The 18,577-nt window shown below is 71.4% G+C and carries 16 protein-coding genes; 11 read left to right on the top strand and 5 right to left on the bottom strand.

Annotated features, from left to right (window positions below):
• Positions 1–119 precede the first annotated feature (119 nt).
• Positions 120–1,754: a molybdopterin-dependent oxidoreductase gene (locus tag DEJ21_RS04980; RefSeq protein ID WP_111223883.1), complete on the bottom strand. Its 1,635-nt coding sequence runs from the start codon at positions 1,752–1,754 to the stop codon at positions 120–122.
• Between the two features lie 172 nt (positions 1,755–1,926).
• On the opposite strand from DEJ21_RS04980, the gene DEJ21_RS04975 reads away from it, so the two are divergent.
• On the top strand, positions 1,927–2,619 hold the full coding sequence (locus DEJ21_RS04975; protein ID WP_146247698.1) for a hypothetical protein: 693 nt from the start codon (positions 1,927–1,929) through the stop codon (positions 2,617–2,619).
• A 98-nt stretch (positions 2,620–2,717) separates the two neighbouring features.
• Here DEJ21_RS04975 and gndA read toward each other — a convergent pair whose 3' ends face one another.
• A complete protein-coding gene (gene gndA / locus DEJ21_RS04970) occupies positions 2,718–4,175 on the bottom strand; it encodes an NADP-dependent phosphogluconate dehydrogenase (protein WP_111223881.1) in 1,458 nt (485 codons plus the stop codon).
• A 112-nt stretch (positions 4,176–4,287) separates the two neighbouring features.
• Between gndA and DEJ21_RS04965 the strand changes: the two genes are divergently transcribed.
• Positions 4,288–4,827, top strand: coding sequence for a gluconokinase (locus DEJ21_RS04965; RefSeq protein ID WP_111054909.1), 540 nt, complete (start codon positions 4,288–4,290; stop codon positions 4,825–4,827).
• Positions 4,828–4,955: 128 nt separating this feature from the next.
• Here the strand turns inward: DEJ21_RS04965 and DEJ21_RS04960 are convergent, their stop codons facing one another.
• The 3 genes from DEJ21_RS04960 to DEJ21_RS04950 form a co-directional block, all read right to left on the bottom strand.
• Positions 4,956–5,564 (bottom strand): class I SAM-dependent methyltransferase, encoded by a 609-nt coding sequence (locus DEJ21_RS04960; RefSeq protein WP_111223880.1) that lies wholly within the window; start codon positions 5,562–5,564, stop codon positions 4,956–4,958.
• Between the two features lie 145 nt (positions 5,565–5,709).
• Positions 5,710–7,206 (bottom strand): glucuronate isomerase, encoded by a 1,497-nt coding sequence (uxaC, locus tag DEJ21_RS04955; RefSeq protein ID WP_111223879.1) that lies wholly within the window; start codon positions 7,204–7,206, stop codon positions 5,710–5,712.
• A 46-nt stretch (positions 7,207–7,252) separates the two neighbouring features.
• Positions 7,253–8,338 (bottom strand): LacI family DNA-binding transcriptional regulator, encoded by a 1,086-nt coding sequence (locus DEJ21_RS04950; RefSeq protein WP_181433143.1) that lies wholly within the window; start codon positions 8,336–8,338, stop codon positions 7,253–7,255.
• A 120-nt stretch (positions 8,339–8,458) separates the two neighbouring features.
• Between DEJ21_RS04950 and DEJ21_RS04945 the strand changes: the two genes are divergently transcribed.
• The 9 genes from DEJ21_RS04945 (at position 8,459) to DEJ21_RS04905 (ending at position 18,395) form a co-directional block, all read left to right on the top strand.
• Entirely contained in the window at positions 8,459–9,814 is a 1,356-nt protein-coding gene (locus DEJ21_RS04945) for an ABC transporter substrate-binding protein (protein ID WP_181435781.1), read from the top strand.
• Positions 9,814–10,836, top strand: coding sequence for a carbohydrate ABC transporter permease (locus DEJ21_RS04940; protein WP_027464479.1), 1,023 nt, complete (start codon positions 9,814–9,816; stop codon positions 10,834–10,836). The genes DEJ21_RS04945 and DEJ21_RS04940 overlap by 1 nt, the downstream gene beginning before the upstream one ends.
• A complete protein-coding gene (locus DEJ21_RS04935) occupies positions 10,833–11,792 on the top strand; it encodes a carbohydrate ABC transporter permease (protein ID WP_220035326.1) in 960 nt (319 codons plus the stop codon). The genes DEJ21_RS04940 and DEJ21_RS04935 overlap by 4 nt, the downstream gene beginning before the upstream one ends.
• A gap of 93 nt (positions 11,793–11,885) precedes the next feature.
• Complete coding sequence (locus DEJ21_RS04930; RefSeq protein ID WP_111223878.1) at positions 11,886–12,722, top strand: sugar phosphate isomerase/epimerase; 837 nt, start codon at positions 11,886–11,888, stop codon at positions 12,720–12,722.
• Positions 12,719–13,924 carry a Gfo/Idh/MocA family protein gene (locus tag DEJ21_RS04925; protein ID WP_111223877.1) on the top strand — a complete coding sequence of 402 codons (1,206 nt, stop codon included), beginning with the start codon at positions 12,719–12,721 and terminating at the stop codon, positions 13,922–13,924. The genes DEJ21_RS04930 and DEJ21_RS04925 overlap by 4 nt, the downstream gene beginning before the upstream one ends.
• Positions 13,921–14,808: a sugar phosphate isomerase/epimerase gene (locus DEJ21_RS04920; protein ID WP_111223876.1), complete on the top strand. Its 888-nt coding sequence runs from the start codon at positions 13,921–13,923 to the stop codon at positions 14,806–14,808. The genes DEJ21_RS04925 and DEJ21_RS04920 overlap by 4 nt, the downstream gene beginning before the upstream one ends.
• The gene (locus DEJ21_RS04915) at positions 14,805–16,088 is read left to right on the top strand and encodes a mannitol dehydrogenase family protein (RefSeq protein WP_111223875.1); all 1,284 of its coding nucleotides are present in this window, start codon (positions 14,805–14,807) and stop codon (positions 16,086–16,088) included. The genes DEJ21_RS04920 and DEJ21_RS04915 overlap by 4 nt, the downstream gene beginning before the upstream one ends.
• Entirely contained in the window at positions 16,085–17,437 is a 1,353-nt protein-coding gene (manD, locus tag DEJ21_RS04910; protein WP_258374880.1) for a D-mannonate dehydratase ManD, read from the top strand. The genes DEJ21_RS04915 and manD overlap by 4 nt, the downstream gene beginning before the upstream one ends.
• Positions 17,438–17,468: 31 nt before the next feature.
• Entirely contained in the window at positions 17,469–18,395 is a 927-nt protein-coding gene (locus tag DEJ21_RS04905; protein ID WP_111223874.1) for a hypothetical protein, read from the top strand.
• The last annotated feature ends 182 nt before the right edge of the window (positions 18,396–18,577 follow it).

Below are 18,577 nucleotides of genomic sequence, written 5' to 3'. Positions count from 1 at the left end.
ACGACATGCCGCTCAGGTTCGCCGAGGTGGCACGAAGTGTCGCCTGCGCGCCCGCGAACCGACGCTTCCTGCGACCTCGACGACAGTCAGCGGGCGTGTCGCAGACCGCTCCCGGAGCGTCAGCGCGCGTCGACCGTCACCGTGTGCCAGCCCGTCGCACCGTTGGGAGCCGGCGGCCGGTCCACGCTCGTCTGCACCTCGCCGTCCGCACTGGTCGCGCGCACCTCGATGCGGTGCGAGCCGGCGGTCGGCGTCCACCGCACCACCCACTGTCGCCAGGTGTCCGCGGAGACCGAGTCGGCGAGTTCGGCGCGCTGCCAGTCGCCGCCTCCGACGCGGACCTCGACGGCCTTCACACCCTTGTGCGGCTGCCACGCGACCCCGGCGATCGCGACCGGCTTGCCCGCGGTCACGGTCGACCCGTTCCGCGGGGTGTCGATGCGGGACTCGAGCTTGACCGGGCCACGCTCCGACCAGCCGCGCGGTGTCCAGTAGCCCTGCGCGTCGGCGAACCGGGTGACCTCGAGCTCGGTGACCCACTTCGTCGCCGAGACGTACCCGAACAGGCCCGGCACGACCATCCGCACCGGGAACCCGTGCTCGGTCGGCAGGGGTTCGCCGTTCATCCCGACCGCGAGCAGCGCCGCGGTGCCGTCGTCCTGCAGCACGTCGAGCGGGGTGCCGGCGGAGAACCCGTCGATGCTCCGTGAGAGCACCATGTCGGCGTCGCCCGTCGGACGTGCCCGGGCGAGGAGCTCCCGGATGGGGTAGCCCAGCCAGCGGGCCGTGCCGATGAGGTCACCGCCGACCTCGTTCGACACGCAGCTCAGGGTGGCCACGTGCTCCTCGAGGGGCAGCGCGAGCAGCTCGTCCCACGTCAGGGTGATCTCGTTCTCGACCGCGCCGTGGATGCGGAGCGACCAGTCGGCGGGGTCGACCTGCGGCACGCGGAGGGCCGTGTCGATCCGGTAGAAGTCGGCGTTCGGCGTGATGTACGGCGTGATGCCGTCGATGTCGAGCGACGCACCCGCGGGGACCGCCGGTGCAGGGGTCGCCGCGGCGGGCAGCCGGATGGCCCGCCGGGCAGCAGCGGCCGCCTGCATCGCGGACGACCCCAGCCGGGAGGCGGTGCCCACCACGACCGCGACGGTCGCCGTCGCGACGCCCCAGACCAGGAACGTGCGGCGCTCCGCCGAGGCGGGTCGCGGTGCCGCCGTCGGCACGGTCGCCGCGGCCTCCCACCGGCGCAGCCGCTGGAGCAGCAGGCGCAGGACGACCACCGCTGCCGCGATGCCGAGGACCGTCGGGGCACCGTCGAGCGTCCCGCTGCCCGAGCGGGTGCTGACGGCAAGCAGAGCCAGCACACCACCGGCGGCGAACACGAGGGCACCGAAGGGTGGGCGCACACGTTCGAGGACCCCGGCACCGGCACTGATCGCGATGACGATCACCGTCATGAGCACGAACAGGGCGACCTTGTCCCCGGTGCCGAACACGGCGACCATGAAGTCCTTCGCACCCGGGGGAGCGAGGTCGATGACGGCGGACCCGACGGCGACCAGGGGGCTGCCCGCTCCGCCGAGCAGCAGCGCGCCGAACTCGGCGACACCGAGGAACGCGGCGGCGGCCACGACGCCGACGATCGCGGCGATCAGCGTCCAACGTCGGGTCGAAGGGGCATCGGGCCCGCCCGGGGCGTCCGACGGACCCGCCGTCGGTTGGCCGATGGGTTCGTCCGTCGTCTCGGTGGTCACCGCCCGAGCGTAGGTCGCCCGGCCGCTCGTGGGCTGTGTGTGCGCGCTTCCCCGCGCGTTCATCGGGTTCGGCCAGCAGGTGGCGCGCGGCTCGTGGGAGGATCGGATCGTGCTGCAGCGTCCGGATGGTGTCCCGCGGTCCGGTCGTGCCCGCGGTGCACGGCGGACACCGATGTCTCCGGCACGTCGACTCGCCACCCTGCGCTGGGTCATCGTCGCCGTCTGGCTGGTCCTCCTGATCACCCGGATCGTCGTCGTCTCGACGGCGCCGGGCGTCGACCTCTCCTGGTACGGGATCGTCGAGTTCGGCGCGATCGCGCTCGGCGTCGTGGTCATCGTGGTCGCCGTCGTGCGGACCGCGACGGCTCGGCGGCGGCAGGCGGACGAGGCCCTCGCGCTCGCCATCCGGCGGATCGACCCGACGGTGTGGCTCGTCCCGGCGGCGCCGACACCGGAACTCCGTGGCGTCGTCGACGAAGTCCGTCCGGACACCCACCTCGGTTCGCGCGTGACCTGGGCCTTCGGCGCCACCGAGGCCTCCCTGTGGGAACTCGACGAACGGCGGGCGACCCGGCTGCTCGTGATCCGGTGGAGTCGTGTCGTGCACGTCGGACTCGAAGACGTGGCGGACGGCGTCGACGGCTCGGACGGCTCGGGGCGAGACGGTGGCTCGGAGCGACCTGGCGGTCCCGGTGGTGCTCGCCGCGCGTGTGCGGTGGCGATCCACCACGTACGACCGGACGACACCCCCGCCGTGGCGACCTTCTTCGTCCGGACCGCCCCGGGTTCGCGTCGGCTGCTCGGACGCGGTCCGCGGCTGGACCGACTCGTCGCCGACCTGGCACGGGAACGCATCGTCGCCTGACGCGACGGAGGGCCCCGCGGTCAGCGAGGCCCTCCTGGCCGAACCCGCACCGGCCTCCGTGGCCGGCAACGGGGCAGCAGCGGCAGCGGGCGCGGTCGTCAGTGCGTGGACGGCTCCTGCTCGACCTCGCGACGGTCGTCGTCGGACCACAGCGTGTGGAAGGTGCCGTCCTTGTCGATGCGCTGGTAGGTGTGCGCGCCGAAGAAGTCGCGCTGGCCCTGGATCAGCGACGCGGGCAGACGGTCGGACGCGAGCGAGTCGAAGTACGACAGCGCGGACGAGAAGCCCGGCGCGGGAACGCCCGACGCGGCCGCGATGCCGACGATGCGGCGCCAGGCGGCTTCGCCCTCGGCGACCGCGTTCGCGAAGTACGGGTCGACCAGCAGCGACTCGAGCTTCGGGTTCTCGGCGTACGCCTCGACGATGCGGTTCAGGAACTGGGCCCGGATGATGCAGCCACCCCGCCAGATCTTCGCGACGTTGCCGAGGTCGATGTCCCAGCCGTACTCCTTCGCCCCGGCGATGATGAGGTCGAAGCCCTGTGCGTACGCGACGACCTTCGAGGCGTAGAGCGCCGCACGGACGTCGTCGGCGAAGGTGTCCGGCACCTCGGCGATCTGCGGACGGTTCTTGACCGACTGCTGCACGGCGGCACGCTGCGTCGGCTTCGACGACACGGCGCGGGCGAACACGGCTTCGCCGATGCCCGAGACGGGGATGCCCAGGCTCACGGCGTTCTGCACGGTCCAGACGCCGGTGCCCTTCGAGCCGGCCGCGTCACGGATGACGTCGACGAGCGGCTTGCCGGTGTCGGCGTCGCGCTGCTTGAGGACCTCGCCGGTGATCTCGATCAGGTAGGACTCGAGGTCGCCCTTGTTCCACTCGTCGAAGACCTGCACCAGGTCCTCCACCGAGAGCCCGCCGACGCGACGGAGCAGGTCGTACGACTCGGCGATGAGCTGCATGTCGGCGTACTCGATGCCGTTGTGCACCATCTTGACGAAGTGCCCGGCGCCGTCGGTGCCGATGTGGGTCACGCACGGTTCACCTTCGGCGACCGCGGCGATCGACTTCAGGATCGGCCCGAGCGTCTCCCAGGCCTCCTTCGAGCCACCGGGCATGATCGACGGGCCCTTGAGTGCGCCCTCTTCTCCACCGGAGATGCCGGTGCCGACGAAGTTCAGGCCCTTCTCGCGCAGGTCGTGCTCACGTCGGATGGTGTCGTGGAAGTTCGCGTTGCCGCCGTCGACGATGATGTCGCCCGGTTCGAAGCGTTCGGCGAGCTGTCCGATCACGGCGTCGGTGCCCTTGCCGGCCTGCACCATGATGATGGCGGTCCGGGGCTTCGACAGCGAGGCGACGAACCCGTCGATGTCCTCGGACGCGATGAACCCGGCGTCGCCGTGCTCCTGGAGCAGCTCCTCGGTGCGGGCGTACGTGCGGTTGTAGACCGCCACCGTGTTGCCTTCGCGCGATGCGAGGTTGCGGGCGAGGTTCGAGCCCATCACTGCGAGTCCGACGACTCCGATGTTCGCCTGACCGTTGTTGTCTGCCACGAGGGCCTCCTTTGTCCTGACGTTGGCGCCCAACCTACGACCGGCGGTCTGGGATCGCACAGGTGTTGCGGGAACTGGGGACCAGAGTTCACCGGATCAATACTGTGGAGGGATGAGCGAGCTCGCTGTCCACCCGCCCGTCCTCGTGATGGGGGTCTCCGGCTCCGGCAAGTCCACCATCGGCCAGGCGCTCACCGACGCCCTGGTCGCGCAGGGCGAACCGTGCGTCTTCGTCGACGCCGACGACCTGCACCCGGTCGCCAACAAGGAGAAGATGCGGCAGGGGATCCCGCTCACCGACGAGGACCGCTGGCCGTGGCTCGACGCCTGCGCCGAGCGGATCGCCGCGGTCGAATCGGACGGCTCCCGTTGCGTGATGGCGAACTCGGCGCTCAAGCGCGCCTACCGGGACCGTCTGCGCGAGTCGGCGCCGGGTCTCGTCATCGCCTTCCTCGACGGGTCGCGCGACCTGATCGCCGAACGGCAGTCCCACCGCCAGCACGAGTACATGCCGACGACGCTGCTCGACTCGCAGTTCGCGACCCTCGAGCGGCCGCAGCCCGACGAGGCCGCCGTCGCGGTGTCGATCGACGGATCGGTCGACGACACCGTGCGGGAGATCCTCGCCGCGCTCGCGGTCACCACCGCCTGACGAGCGTCGACGACCCGCAAGGGACACCGCGTCGGGAGCGCCTCGATGCCGTGCCGGAGATCGCTGCTGCTCTGACCTCGATGGTCTCGGACGCCTGACCGGCCGCTGGAACGGACAGCGGTCAGCGATCAGCGGCGCGCCGCACTGATCGCCCCGTGCGGCCGGGCCCCCGGGTCCGTGCGGGTGTGGACGTCCACGACGTCGAAGCCCGCTTCGTCCAGCAGCGCCGCCAGGGACGCGACCGGCCAGCGGTAGGCGGTGACGACCGCGTGGTCGAAGGCCTCGACCGCGGCGCCCTGGAAGAACCCGAGCAGCAGCCCACCGCCGGGCGCGAGCACCCGATGGAACTCGGCGAGTGCCCCACCGATCTGCGACGGTTCGTGGTGGATCACCGAGTACCAGGCCAGGACCCCGTCGACGCTGCCGTCCGCGAGCGGGAGCGCGTCGAGCGACGCGACCCGGAAGTCGATGTCCGCGTCCACGGCGCCGTGCGTCCGTCGTGCGTGCTCGACGAACTCAGGCGCCGCGTCGATGCCGCTGACACGGTGCCCCTGCCGTGCGAGGTGCGCCGTCCAGTGACCGGGGCCGCACCCGGCGTCGACCAGGGGACCGCTGCGACCGGCCGCCCAGGCCTCGACGAGGGCTCGGTCGTCGGGATGGACGGCGTCCATCGACCCGAGCAGCGCCGCGTACTCGTCGGCTCGAGCGCTGTACGCCGCCGTCACCCGCTCCGTCATGCGCCCGACCGTACCGCCGCAGCGCCGAACCGTGCGAGGTTCCGTGTTCCGTGCGACCCGGCAACCCTCGCACCAGGCACGGAACCTCGCACCGCGCGGCAGCGCGGCGCCGCACCGCGCCGCACCACCCGCCCGCCCGCCAGCGTCAGAGCTTGAACGTCGCCTTCGGGATGTCGGACACGATGCGGCGGGCGGTGCGGACGGCGTCCTCCTCGGAGACCTGGTGCGTGACCACGAGCGACGCCAGGTACGCCGCGTCTGCCCGCCGCGCCATGTCGTGCCGCGCGGGGATGGAGCAGTACGCGCGGGTGTCGTCGATGAACCCGGAGGTCTTGGTGAACGACGCGGAGTCGGTGACGGCCGACCGGTAGCGCCCGATGGCCGCCGGGGTGTCGATGAACCACCACGGCGCGCCCGCGTACACGGCGGGGTAGAAGCCCGCGAGCGGCCCGATCTCGCGCGAGAAGACGGTCTCGTCGACGGTGAAGAGCACGAGGTGGAACCCGGGAGCGGTGCCGAAGGACTCGAGCAGCGGCCGGAGCGGCTCGGTGAAGGACCCGACGGCCGGCAGGTCGTGCCCGGTGTCCGGCCCGAAGCGCTCGAGCGTCGGGGTGTGGTGGTTCCGGATCACCCCGGGGTGCAGCTGCATGACGAGGCCGTCCTCGACGCTCATCTCCGCCCAGCGGTAGAGCATGTCGTGCCGGTACGCCGTCGCCTCGGCCTCGGTGACCGAGGACGCGTCGCGCAGCGCCGCGGCGTGGATGCGTTCCCGCTCGCTCGACGGCAGGGGAGCGGAGCCCGCGTCGAGCACCCCGGTGTCCGTGGCGGTCGCACCGTGCTCGATGAAGTAGTGGCGACGTGCGCGGAGAGCCGCCAACAGCCCTGCGTGGGTGCCCGTGTCGATGCCGGCGGCCTCGCCGATCGACGCGACCACGGGCCTCCAGTCCGACCGCGTCGGGTCGAACACGGCGTCCGCGCGGAACGTGGGGAGCACCCGGCCGGTGAAGCCGGGGTCCGCCGCGAGCTGCGCGTGCGCAGCGAGGTCGTCCGCCGGGCCGTCCGTGGTGGCGAGGACCTCGATGCCGAAGGCGTCGAAGAGCGCGCGTGGTCGGAAGGCGGGGGACGCCAGCAGGCCGGCGATGTGGTCGTACTGGTCGTCCGCGTTCGCCGCGGACGGCGCCTGGTCGAGCCCGAACACGTCGTGCAGCTCCGTCTCGAACCAGTAGCGCACGGGGGTTCCGAGGAAGTCGTCCCAGTGCTCCGCCAGCTGCCGCCAGATGGCACGGCCTGGCGGCGTCGGCTCAGCGGCATCGCGCCAGCGATGCGCCGACGCCGCCGGGCGAGCCTGCGAGCCCGGGCGGGGCCCCGACCGGTCCGCGCGTCCCAGCGCGGCCAGGTCCACCCCGTTCGCGTGCAGCAGGCGGAGCACGTAGTGGTCGGGCGTGATGAGCAGCGACGCGGGGTCGCTGAACGGCTGGTCCGAGGCGATCAGCGCCGCGTCGACGTGCCCGTGCGGCGAGATGATCGGGGCGTCCTTGACCGCCTCGTACACGGTGCGTGCCACGGCTCGCGCTCCGGGGTCGGCGGGGAACAGCCGGTCGGGGTGCGGTGCGAGCCGGGTGGGGGTGCTGGTGCGGGTCATCATCGACTCCTTCGAGGGCGGCGGGTTCGCCGGTGGCGAGTGCGGATCAGTCGTTGTGGGCGCGCGGCGCCGGCCCGGTCGACTCGCGCACGGTCAGGTGGGTGGGCAGGGCGACGGCGCCGGACATGTGCTCCCCGGGCAGTTCGTCGGCGGGCAGCGCGCCGAGCCGTCCGAGCAGCATCCGGATCGCGACCCGGCCGGCCCGTTCGATCGGCGAGGTCATCGTGGTGAGCGGCGGGTTGCAGAAGTCGGCGCCGAAGATGTCGTCGCACCCGACGATGCTCATGTCCTCGGGGACGCGGACCCCGCGCTCCCGCAGCCGGGCGAGCATCCCGATGGCGATCAGGTCGTTGAAGGCGATGCACGCGGTCGCACCGGCGTGCACGGCGGCGTCGGCGGCCGCGGCGCCGGAGTCGACGAAGGGTGCGTGCGGCCCGACCCGGGCGACGCGGATCCCCAGGCGCTTGGCGACCTGCACGAGCGCGCGCCAGCGACGCTCGTTCGACCACGAGCTGTCCGGCCCGGCGACGTACAGGATCTCCCGGTGTCCCAGTGACACCAGGTGCTGCACTGCCTGCTCGACGCCGCCGGGGGTGTCGATGAGCACCGAGGGCACGCCGGTGGGCCGACGGTTCACGACGACCAGGGGGATCCGTTCGGCGAACCGTGCGATCTGCGCGTCGGACAGGCGTGACGCCGTGAGCACGACCCCGTCGGCCTTCGCCCCGACGGCGGTGAGTGCGGCCATCTCGGCGTCGGCGGACTCCTCGGTGTCGACGAGCAGCTGCGTCCAGCCGGCCCCGGCGAGCTGGTGCTGGGTGCCCCGGATGACGTCGAAGTAGAACGGGTTCGTGATGTCGGACACGAGCACGGCGACGGCTCGGGTGCGCCCGGACGTCAGCGCCCGTGCCTGCGAGTTGGCGACGTAGCCGAGCTCGCGAGCTGCCCGCTGGATGCGCTCCTGGGTGACGGGGTTGACCCGGTCGGGCAGGGACAGGGCGCGGGAGACGGTGGACGCGGCGACCCCGGTGGCGTCGGCGATGTCGCGGATGGTGACGCGACGCGCGGCACCAGCGGCAGTGCCTGCGGCACCGCCCGTGCGCCCGCCGCCGTCCGTCGAGAGGTCCTTCACGAGGCCGAACGTATTCGCGTCTGGCAACAAGTGGCAACCGGTTGCCGCATGTTGCCAACGGCGGAACAGTGGTGCCACCGAGCAGCGCCGCTCGGAGGAGGTCTCGAGGAGGAAACCCCCGTGAAGACGCGAAGACTGCAAGTCCGCACCATCGTCGGTGCCGTCGCCGTGGTCGCCCTCGCCGCACTGTCCCTGCAGGGATGTGCCGTGGTGAACGGCAGCGGCGACGACCCGAACACCCTCCGCGTGATGATGGGCGCGGACACCACCTACCCCAAGGAACGCAAGCAGTGGCAGCGGGAGACCGCCGCCGAGTTCAAGCGCACGACCGGTGCGGACATCCAGTGGGAGACCTACTCGTCCGCGCAGGAGGAACTGACCGCGATCCAGACGAGCGTCATCTCCGGGCAGGGTCCGGACGTCTACGCGATCGGCACCACCTTCACCCCGACCGCGTACGCCACCGGTGCCTTCGTCGAGATGGGCACGAAGGAGTGGGACGCGATCGGCGGCAAGGACCAGTTCGACCCCGCGTCGTTCGGCATCTCCGGTCCGAGTGCGTCGAAGCAGATCGGGATCCCGTTCGCCAGCCGTCCGTTCGTGATGGCGGTGAACAAGGACCTGCTCGCGAAGGCCGGCATCACCGACATGCCCACGACGTGGGACGAGCTCACCGCCGACGCGAAGGCCACCACGGGTGACGGGCGCCACGGCATGGCGATCGCCTACGCCGACGGCTTCGACCCCTGGAAGTTCGTGTGGGGGATGGCCCAGAACGCCGGCAACACGATCGTCGACGGCTCGAAGGCCGAGATCGACAGCACGGCCGTCGAGAACGCCTACCGCACCTACTTCGACTGGGTCACGAAGGACGGCGTCGTCGACCCGGCCGCGATCGGTTGGAACAACGCCCAGGCCCTCGCGCAGTTCACCGAGGGCAAGGCCGCGTTCTTCCCGATGACGACCACCACCGCCATCAACTCCTTCACGGACACCAAGGTCGACGGCAAGTACGAGTTCGCCCTGCTGCCCACCGTCCCGCCGGGGGCGTCCGAGCGGCCGTCCGACGGGATCGAGGCCGCCAGCATCCTGTCCGGCGACAACTGGGTCGTCGCCGACTACGGCACCAAGCAGGAGCTGTCGTTCGCGTTCGTCAAGCAGCTCAGCGCCCCGAAGGCCCAGCTCGAGTACTACGACCTGTTCGGCAACCTACCGACCAACGCGTCGGCCGCCGCCGACCTGGCAGCCGACAACCCGCAGCTCAAGCCGATCATCGACGCCGGCCGCCTGTCCAAGCCGACCGCGTTCACCGGCGCCTGGTCCGACATCCAGCTCGCCCTGGTCGACGTGGTCGTGCAGTCGATCCCGTCGCTGAAGTCCGGCGAGGTCACCGACGACCAGCTCCGCAAGCGACTGCAGGACGCCCAGAAGGACGCCCAGGCCACCCTCGACCGTCAGAAGAACGGAGGTCTGTGATGACCAGCACGCAGACCAGGCCCCGCACCGACGCGGCGCCGCCCCGGCCGGTCCGCCCGGCCGGCAAGACGCCCCTCTACAAACGCGAGCGCCCGCTGTGGATGCTCCTGCCCGGCGGCGTCCTCATGCTCGCCGTCATCGTGGTGCCGCTCCTGGTGGGCTTCTGGATCGCGATGCTCGACCTCGACCAGTACACGCTCCGCCAGTGGTTCAGCGCCCCGTTCGTCGGGTTCGCCAACTTCACCGAGGCGTTCACGAACTCGCCGCTGCTGCACTCCATCTGGATCTCGGTGTCGCTGTCGGTGCTCGTCACCGCGGTGACCGTGCCGATCGGGGTCGCCGCCGCGATCTCGACGCAGAACCGGTTCCCCGGTCGCGGGCTCGTCCGATCGATCTACCTGATCCCGTACGTGCTGCCGGCATTCGTGGTCGGCACGTTCTTCCGCACGATGCTCCAGCCGCAGGGGGTCGTGAACTCGATCCTGCACACCGACGTGCTGTGGCTGAACGGCTCGGCGTCGTACTGGGCGCTCGCCGGCGTGATGATCTGGACGAGCTGGCCCTTCGTCTACCTGCTGTCCCTGGCCGGACTGCAGGCCGTGGACAACGAGGTGCACGAGGCCGCCGCGCTCGACGGGGTGACCTGGTGGGCGAAGCTGCGGTACATCATCTTCCCGTACCTGCGCGGACCCCTCAGCCTCGCGGTGATCATCTCGATCCTGCACAACATCAACAACTTCACGCTGCCGTTCGTGCTGTTCGGCATCCCGCTGCCGTCCAGCGTCGAGGTGATGCCCGTCCTGACGTACATCGCGAGCTTCCAGTCGTTCCGCTTCGGCCTGTCCGCAGCGATGGCGATCTGCTCGCTCGTGATCGTCGCGATCCCGCTGTTCGTCTACCTGCGGGCGGTCAAGCTCGACACCGGCGACGACGCCGGCCCCAACCGGAAGCAGCGTCGCGCCGACCGCGCCACGCTCGCCGCCGCCCCGACCGCCGCCGACATCGACGGAGCACGCGCATGACCACCCCGAGCACGTCCTTCAGCACCCGCACCCGCCCCACCGCGACGCTCACCGAGAGCATCACGACCGGCAGCGGCGGCCGACGGAGCAAGCGTCCCTACGACACCGACGTCACCCGGCTGCTGCCGCGCTGGCTGCTCGTCACCGTCATCGCGGTGATCATCGCGTTCATCGCCGTCCCGGTGCTCTACATCCTGTTCGGCTCGGTCAACTCCGACGTCGCGGTCGCCCGCGGCGAGTACTTCCCGTCCGAGTTCACGCTGTCGAACTACGTGGACATCTGGTCAACGGTCGCCCTCGGCGAGGGACTGGTGAACTCGATGCTCACCGCCGGTGCCGTCGCCGTCGCGAGTGCCGCGCTCGCCGTGTCCACGGCCTACGTGCTCGTCCGGTTCCGGTTCCTCGGGCGCCTGACGATCCTGCGTGGGCTCCTCGCCCTGCAGTCGATCCCCGGCACGCTCCTGCTCCTGCCGGTCTTCGTGGTGTTCTCGAACATCGCCAGCGCCACCGGCGTGCAGATCATCGGCACCCGCTGGGGCCTGTTCGTCACCTACCTGACCTTCGCCCTGCCGTTCTCGACGTGGGTGATGGTCACCTACCTGCGCGGCCTGCCGAAGGAACTCGAGGAAGCGGCGCGCATCGACGGCGCCAGCTCGACGAAGATCCTGACGAAGATCGTGCTCCCGCTGTCGTGGCCGGGCATCGTCGTGTCCGCGATCTTCGCTTTCCTGCTCGGCTGGAACGACGTCCTGTTCTCCACGATCATGACGACCCCGAACACCCGGACGGTCGCCGTGGTCCTGCAGGTGCTCGGCACCACCCAAGAGGGCGGCGCCGTCCCGATCTACGGCCAGATGATGGCCGCCTCGATCGTCTGCGCCGTCCCCGTCGTCGCCCTGTACCTGATCTTCCAGCGCTACCTGGTCGGCGGGCTCACCGCCGGCTCCGTCAAGTAGCGCTGTGCAGTCTGCCGACTTGTCCACAGACTGCCTGGAGGCGCGGTGCCAGCCCGCCCCGCGCCTCCAGTCTGGTCGCATGAAGGGAATGCAATGACCCAGCCCAGTTGGGAACTCTCCGGTTTCGGCGACGAGATCGACGCCGATCCGGTCGTCCAGGTCGCGGTCCTCCAGGCGCTCGGCGCGAGCGCCATCGAGGTCCGCAGCGCCTGGGGCGTCAACGTCGTCGACCTCGACGACGACCAGCTCGCCGGACTCCACCGGCTGCTCGACGAGCGTGGGCAGACCGTGTCCGCGATCGCCTCGCCGATCGGCAAGGTGCCCGTCGACGAACCCGTCGAGCACGAGGTGTCACGGCTCGCCCGAGCGATCCGTGCCGCGCACGCCCTCGGCACGACGAACATCCGGATCTTCTCGTTCTACTTCGAGGGCCGCACGCCCGACGACGTCCGCGACGACGTCCTCGTCCGGATGCGGGCGCTGGCCGACCTCGCCGAGCGTGAGGGGGTGACCCTGCTGCACGAGAACGAGAAGGACATCTACGGCGACGTCCCCGCGCGCGTGCTCGACATCGTCGAGAGCGTCGGTTCGTCCGCGCTCCGACTGGCCTGGGACAACGCGAACTACGTGCAGTGCGGCGTCCGGCCCTTCACCGACGGCTGGGAGCAGCTCGCCCCGTACGTCGACTACCTGCAGGTCAAGGACGCCCTCGCCGCCGACTCGTCGGTGGTCCCCGCGGGCGAGGGCGACGGCGAACTGCTCCAGACCCTCACCGCGCTCCGCGACGCCGGGTACTCCGGGTACGCCTCGCTCGAACCGCACCTCAGCGACTTCACCTCCCTCGGCGGGTTCTCCGGCCCCGCGGCCTTCGGTCGTGCCGGCCGGGCCTTCCGCACCCTCACCGACCAGATCGGAGTCACCCTGCGATGACCGAACCCACCAACCCGCTCCGCCTGGCCGTCGTCGGCGCCGGCGTCATCGGCCGCCACCACGCCACCGTCGCCGTGCACCACCCCGACCTGCAGGTCGTCGCCCTCGTCGACGCCGTGCCCGAAGCCGCCACGAGCGCGGCCGACGCGGTCGAGGCGATGGGCGTCGCCCGTCCGATCACGACGTCCACCATCGAAGAGGCGATCGACCAGACCGACATCGACGTCGTCGCGATCTGCTCGCCGTCCGGCATGCACGTGCAGCTCGCCGAGGCCGCCCTGGCCGCCGGCAAGCACGTCGTCATCGAGAAGCCGCTCGACACCACGATGCCCCGGGCACGGCAGATCGCGGCACTCGCCGCAGCCGCGCGCGACCACGGGCTCGTCACGAGCGTCATCAGTCAGCACCGCTTCGACCCGGCGTCGGCGGCCGTCGCCCGGGCCGCGCACGACGGCGGGTTCGGCACCGTGACCTCGGGGCTCGCGAGCGTCGCGTGGTACCGGTCGCAGGGGTACTACGACTCCGGTGACTGGCGCGGCACCTGGGCGCTCGACGGCGGCGGCGCGGTGATGAACCAGGGCGTGCACACCGTCGACCTGCTCGTCTGGGCGCTCGGTCGTCCGGTCGAGATCTCGGCCCAGACGGGGCTCCTCGCCCACGACCGGATCGAGGTCGAGGACACCGCCGTCGCCACCGTCCGGTTCGCCGGCGGGGCGCTCGGGGTCGTCCACTGCACGACCGCGGCGTACCCGGGGCTCTCCGCCCGGTACGCCGTGTACGGCACGCACGGCTCCGCCATCGTCGACGACGACCGGCTCGCGTACTTCCACATCGCCCCGGACACCGCCACGCTCGAATCCGCGTCCACCACGTCGAACGCCACCGCGGTCGCCGGAGCGGTCGACCAGAAGGACCAGGTGGTCCCGCCCGAGCACGTCGTCGGCGGCCCGGCCGAACCCGACCACTTCGCCGCGGGGCACGCTCGGCAGTACACGGACATCGTCGACGCGATCCGGCAGGGACGCGAACCGGGTGTCACCGTCGACGCGGCCCTCGTGTCGCTCGCCACCGTCCGCGGGCTCTACGTCAGCGCGACGCTCGGGCGACCCGTGCGCATCGACGACGTGATCGAGGGAACGTACGACGACGTGGTGCCGGTCGTCGGCACACCCGCCACCGCGACCGAAGGAGCCACCCGATGAAGTTCTCCGTGTTCACCGCCTCGACCCCCGACTGGACCCCGTCCGAAGCCGCCGAGACCCTGGCGGCGCAGGGCTGGGACGGCATCGAGTGGCGCATCGTCGACGACCGCCCGGCCGACGGCGTCGAGGTCCCCGCCGAACGGTCGTTCTGGGCGGGCAACAACTCGACCTGGCAGTACACCGGCATCCGCGACCGGGTCGGCGAGATCGCCCGGGTCACCGACGACGCCGGCCTCGAGTACTCGGGCATCGGCGGCTACCAGCCGGCCGCCGACCACGACGGCGTCGAGACCATGCTGCGCGTGACCAGCGAACTCGGCGCGCGCCAGGTGCGGGTCACGATGCCGCACTACCGTGCCGAGCAGGAACGCACCGGCGAGACCTACCCGCAGCTCTTCGACCGCACCCGCGCCGATCTCGAGTGGGTCGTGTCGCGTGCGTCGGAGCTCGGCGTGAAGGCACTCGTCGAGCTGCACCACATGACGATCACGCCGTCGGCATCCGCGGCACTGCGACTGATCGACGGTCTCGACCCCGCACACGTCGGCGTCATCCACGACCTCGGCAACCTCGTGATCGAGGGGTACGAGGACCACCTGGCCGCGTTCGAACTGCTCGGGCCGTACCTGGCACACGCCCACGTGAAGAACGCCCGCTGGGTCGACACCGGCGACACCCGTGCCGACGGCAGTTCGATCTGGCAGCACGAGTGGGCAACCCTGCGCACCGGCCAGGCGTCGGTGTCCGAGTACCTCGACGCGCTCCGCCAGGTCGGGTACGACGGGTGGGTCACCATCGAGGACTTCTCCACCGACCTGCCGCTCGAGGCCCGCACCGCCGACAACCTGGCGTACCTCCGCTCCCTCGTGCCGGTGACCGCATGACGGAGCGCCGTCCGGGCATCGTCCACCTGGGGGTGGGGGCCTTCGCTCGTGCCCACCTCGCCTGGTACACCGCCCACACCACGGGGGAGCCGTGGGGCATCACCGCCTTCACCGGCCGCTCGCCCGCCGCCGCGGACGCGTTGGCCGCGCAGGACTGCCGGTACACGCTCGTCACCCGAACCGCGTCCGGCGACCGATCCGAGGTGGTCGACACGATCGTGGCCGCCCACCCGGGCAGCGACGACACGGCCTGGAGGCACGTGGTCGCGTCCCCGGAGACGACCATCGTCACGCTGACGGTCACCGAGCAGGGCTACCGGCCCGGTTCCGACGTGCCGGCGCGGCTGGTCGCGGGGCTCGACGCCCGCCGTGCCGCCGGGTCCGGGCGCATCGCGCTGGTCAGTCTCGACAACCTGACGCACAACGGGGCGGTCCTGCGCGACGCCGTGCTCGACGCCGTCACCGACGACACCCTGCACGACTGGATCGAGGCGAACGTCACGTTCCCGAGCTCGATGGTCGACCGGATCACCCCGGCCACCACCGACGACGACGTCGCGCGCCTGTCGGAACTGCCGGGTGCGCTCACCGGAGACCGGGTCCCCGTCGTCACCGAGCCGTTCGCTGAGTGGGTGCTCGAGGACGCCTTCGCGGGCACCGACCGGCCCGCGTGGCAGACGGCCGGCGTCCGGATCGTCGACGACGTCACCCCGTACGAGCAGCGGAAGCTCTGGCTGCTGAACGGCTCGCACTCGCTCCTCGCCTACCTGGGGCTGCAGCTCGGCCACGACACCGTGGCCGAGGCGATGGACGACCCGGTCTGCCGCACCGCCGTCGAGCAGCTCTGGGACGAAGCCGCGCTCGAACTCCCGCTGCCCGAGGCCGAGGTCAAAGAAGCCCGCACGGCCCTGGTCGAGCGGTTCGCCAACCCGCGCATCCGGCACACCCTGCGGCAGATCGCGTCCGGCGGTTCGCAGAAGCTGCCCGTCCGCGTCGTCGACGTCGTGCGGCACCGGCTCGCCCGCGACCCCTCGGCCGGTATCGGCACCGGAGCGGCCACCGCCCTCGCCGCGTGGTGGTTGCACGTCACCGAGCAACCCGACCTGGTGGACGACCCCGGTGCCCCCGGGCCAGACTCGGACGTGCACGACGTCCTGGCCGTCGTCGCGCCCGAACTCGACACCACCCCCGTGGTCGCCGCCGTGACGGCGGCGGCCGACCGCATCCGCACCGCCGCGGCACGCGCCCGCGAACGCTCCAACGGAGGAGTCCACGCATGACCGACACGAACACCACGAACCCCGCGGCCCCGGTCCCCGGCGCCACCGACAGCGGGCCGGCCGAGACCACCGCCGGCCGTCCGGACACCTGGGCCTCGGTGGACCGCGGGCAGCTCATCGAGCGCGCCGAGGTCATCGTGACCAGCCCGAACCGGAACTTCGTGACGCTCAAGCTCACCACGGCCGACGGCGTCACCGGGCTCGGCGACGCCACCCTGAACGGCCGCGAGCTCGCGGTTTCCGCGTACCTGTCCGAGCACGTCGTCCCGCTGCTCGTCGGCCGTGACGCCAGCCGCATCGAGGACGCCTGGCAGTTCCTGTACCGGTCGTCGTACTGGCGCCGTGGTCCGGTCACGATGGCCGCGATCGCCGCCGTCGACATGGCCCTCTGGGACATCAAGGCGAAGGTCGCAGGGATGCCGCTGTACCAGCTGCTCGGCGGGGCATCGCGCACCGGGCTCATGGCGTACGGCCACGCCTCGGGCAAGGAGCTGCCCGAGCTGTTCGACTCCATCCGCGAGCACCAGGAGGAGGGCTACCGCTCCATCCGGGTGCAGACCGGGGTCCCCGGCCTCGAGTCCATCTACGGCATCGCGTCGAACACGACCACCGAGGGCAACGCCGGCGTCCGCTACGACTTCGAACCCGCCCAGCGCGGTGCGAACCCGGCGATGGAGGACTGGGACACCCGCGCCTACCTGCGCCACGTGCCCACCGTGTTCGAGGCCGTCCGCAACGAGTTCGGCCCCGAACTGCCCCTGCTGCACGACGGCCACCACCGGATGACCCCGCTGCAGGCCGCCAAGCTCGGCAAGTCGCTCGAGCCGTACGACCTGTTCTGGCTCGAGGACTGCACCCCCGCCGAGAACCAGGAGGCCCTGAAGCTCGTCCGGCAGCACACCACGACGCCGCTGGCGATCGGCGAGGTATTCAACACCATCTGGGACTTCAAGGACATCATCCGCGACCAGCTCATCGACTACGTCCGCGGTGCCGTCACGCACATGGGCGGCGTCACCCCGCTCAAGAAGACGATGGAGTACGCGGCGCTGTACCAGGTCAAGTCCGGGTTCCACGGACCGACCGACATCTCCCCGGTGGGACTCGCCGCGCAGATGCACCTCGGGCTCGCGATCCACAACTTCGGCATCCAGGAGTACATGCAGCACGGGCCGCAGACCAACCAGGTGTTCCACCAGACGTTCACGTTCACCGACGGCTACCTGCACCCGGGTGACGAGCCAGGCCTCGGGGTCAGCCTGGACGTCGACGAAGCCGGCAAGTACCCCTACGAGCAGGCGTACCTGCCGTTCAACCGCCTGGCCGACGGCACCGTCCACGACTGGTAGTCCCCGGCTCCTCAGAGAGCACAGTGGTGGCATGGAGTTCGCCGATGTCGCCAGGGAACTGCTGCTCGTCGCGCCGCAGGACTTCGTCGCCGAGCGCACCGCACGAGCGCGCGCGGTGCGGAAGGACCACCGTGCCCTCGCGACGGCGATCGGCAAGCTCCGGAAACCCGCCCCGGCCGCCTGGGTGATCGACCTGCTGGCCCACGACGGCGCGCTCGACGATGCCGTCGACCTCGGACCGGCGCTCCGCAAGGCCCAGGCCGACGCCGACCCCGACGCGATCCGGACCCTCCGTCGGCAGCGCGCCGAGGTCGTCGACGCCCTCGCGCAGGCCGGTGCGGACCTGGCGTCCGACGCCGGACATCCCGTCACCCCGGCGGTACTCGAGCTGGTCCGGTCGACGATCGAGGCGGCGATGGCGGATCCGCACGCCGGCGCGGCCGTCCGGTCGGGGCTGCTCGTGACGGCGCTCGAGAGCGTGGGGTTCGACGCGGTCGACCTCGACGGGGCGCTCGCGGATCCGGACGCGGTGCCCGATGCCTGGTCCGGCAGCGATGCCCCACCCATCCCCATCTCCCAGGCGAGGGGTGCGCGGAAGGCGAGCCGTGCCTCCAGGCCCGCGCAGCGCGACGACCCGGAGCCGGACGCCGGACCCGAACCGGAACCCGAGCCCGAGCCCGAACCGAAGCGTGACCCGGCCGCCGACCGGAAGGCCGCACGCCAGGCCGAGACCGCAGCGCGCACGGAGTCCCGCGACGCCGACGCAGCACTCGACACCGCCGAGGCCGATCTCGAACAGGCGGAGGAGCGCCGCGCCGAGCTCCAGCGTGCCCTCGAGCAGGCCGAGGCCGAGATCACCCGGCTCGAGACAGCCCGCGACGAGGCCGAGGCAGCGAGCGACCGGGCGCGGGACGTCCTCCACGCCGCGCAGGAGCTTCGTCGCAAGGTCGGCCGCTGAACCACGTCGCTGCCGCAGCGAGCAGATCGCGGAACGACACGCCCGGACGCTCCTGCTAGACTCGGTCCCTGACTTCGGCGAGGGCTGCGTACGCGCGGCCGTGATCGACGCGGTGGGATACCCGGCAAGACCCTGGGATCGTTCCTCACGCGTGCACGCGTTCGAGTTGCAACACCACAGAC

Source organism: Curtobacterium sp. MCSS17_006 (assembly GCF_003234215.1).
In the GTDB taxonomy this organism is placed as follows: Bacteria; Actinomycetota; Actinomycetes; order Actinomycetales; family Microbacteriaceae; genus Curtobacterium; species Curtobacterium flaccumfaciens.
The sequence above is the reverse complement of the archived record's forward strand: the minus strand, read 5'-3'. Positions and strand labels throughout refer to the sequence as shown.

Bases quoted from the DNA above. Each gene is read 5' to 3' on its own strand.
- DEJ21_RS04940 (WP_027464479.1), top strand. From the start codon at position 9,814: ATGACCAGCACGCAGACCAGGCCCCGCACCGACGCGGCGCCGCCCCGG.
- DEJ21_RS04960 (WP_111223880.1), bottom strand. From the start codon at position 5,564: ATGACGGAGCGGGTGACGGCGGCGTACAGCGCTCGAGCCGACGAGTAC.
- DEJ21_RS04935 (WP_220035326.1), top strand. From the start codon at position 10,833: ATGACCACCCCGAGCACGTCCTTCAGCACCCGCACCCGCCCCACCGCG.
- uxaC (WP_111223879.1), bottom strand. From the start codon at position 7,206: ATGACCCGCACCAGCACCCCCACCCGGCTCGCACCGCACCCCGACCGG.
- DEJ21_RS04975 (WP_146247698.1), top strand. From the start codon at position 1,927: ATGTCTCCGGCACGTCGACTCGCCACCCTGCGCTGGGTCATCGTCGCC.
- DEJ21_RS04915 (WP_111223875.1), top strand. From the start codon at position 14,805: ATGACGGAGCGCCGTCCGGGCATCGTCCACCTGGGGGTGGGGGCCTTC.
- DEJ21_RS04905 (WP_111223874.1), top strand. From the start codon at position 17,469: ATGGAGTTCGCCGATGTCGCCAGGGAACTGCTGCTCGTCGCGCCGCAG.
- DEJ21_RS04965 (WP_111054909.1), top strand. From the start codon at position 4,288: ATGAGCGAGCTCGCTGTCCACCCGCCCGTCCTCGTGATGGGGGTCTCC.
- manD (WP_258374880.1), top strand. From the start codon at position 16,085: ATGACCGACACGAACACCACGAACCCCGCGGCCCCGGTCCCCGGCGCC.
- DEJ21_RS04930 (WP_111223878.1), top strand. From the start codon at position 11,886: ATGACCCAGCCCAGTTGGGAACTCTCCGGTTTCGGCGACGAGATCGAC.
- DEJ21_RS04925 (WP_111223877.1), top strand. From the start codon at position 12,719: ATGACCGAACCCACCAACCCGCTCCGCCTGGCCGTCGTCGGCGCCGGC.
- DEJ21_RS04920 (WP_111223876.1), top strand. From the start codon at position 13,921: ATGAAGTTCTCCGTGTTCACCGCCTCGACCCCCGACTGGACCCCGTCC.